The organism is Shewanella sp. P1-14-1, from assembly GCF_001401775.1.
In the GTDB taxonomy this organism is placed as follows: domain Bacteria; phylum Pseudomonadota; class Gammaproteobacteria; order Enterobacterales; family Shewanellaceae; genus Shewanella; species Shewanella japonica.
In genome coordinates, this window is the sequence record NZ_LKTL01000125.1 from 1 (window position 1) to 248 (window position 248).

General features: G+C 46.4%; 1 pseudogene. It reads right to left on the reverse strand.

The annotated features are described in order from the left end of the window. Positions 1–248: pseudogene (locus tag AN944_RS21720) on the reverse strand (hypothetical protein); the annotation flags it as partial.

A 248-nucleotide genomic window follows, 5' to 3' on the forward strand; every position in this document is an offset into this window, starting at 1 on the left:
GATGTACCAGTGATGTCACCGTTATTATCGCCATCGATGACTAAATCGACGGTGATGTTACTTGAAAGGGCATCAAGGTTTTCAGTGTCTTTGGCAGACAGGTCGTTACCGTTGCTGTCAGTTGCGGTTGCCACTACTGTGATGTCGCCATCCACAAGTGTAGATAGGTCAACATTATCGACAGAGTAAGTGCCATCTGCATTAACGGCTACATCTGTGATGGTAATTGCAGTACCCGCAATATCGGT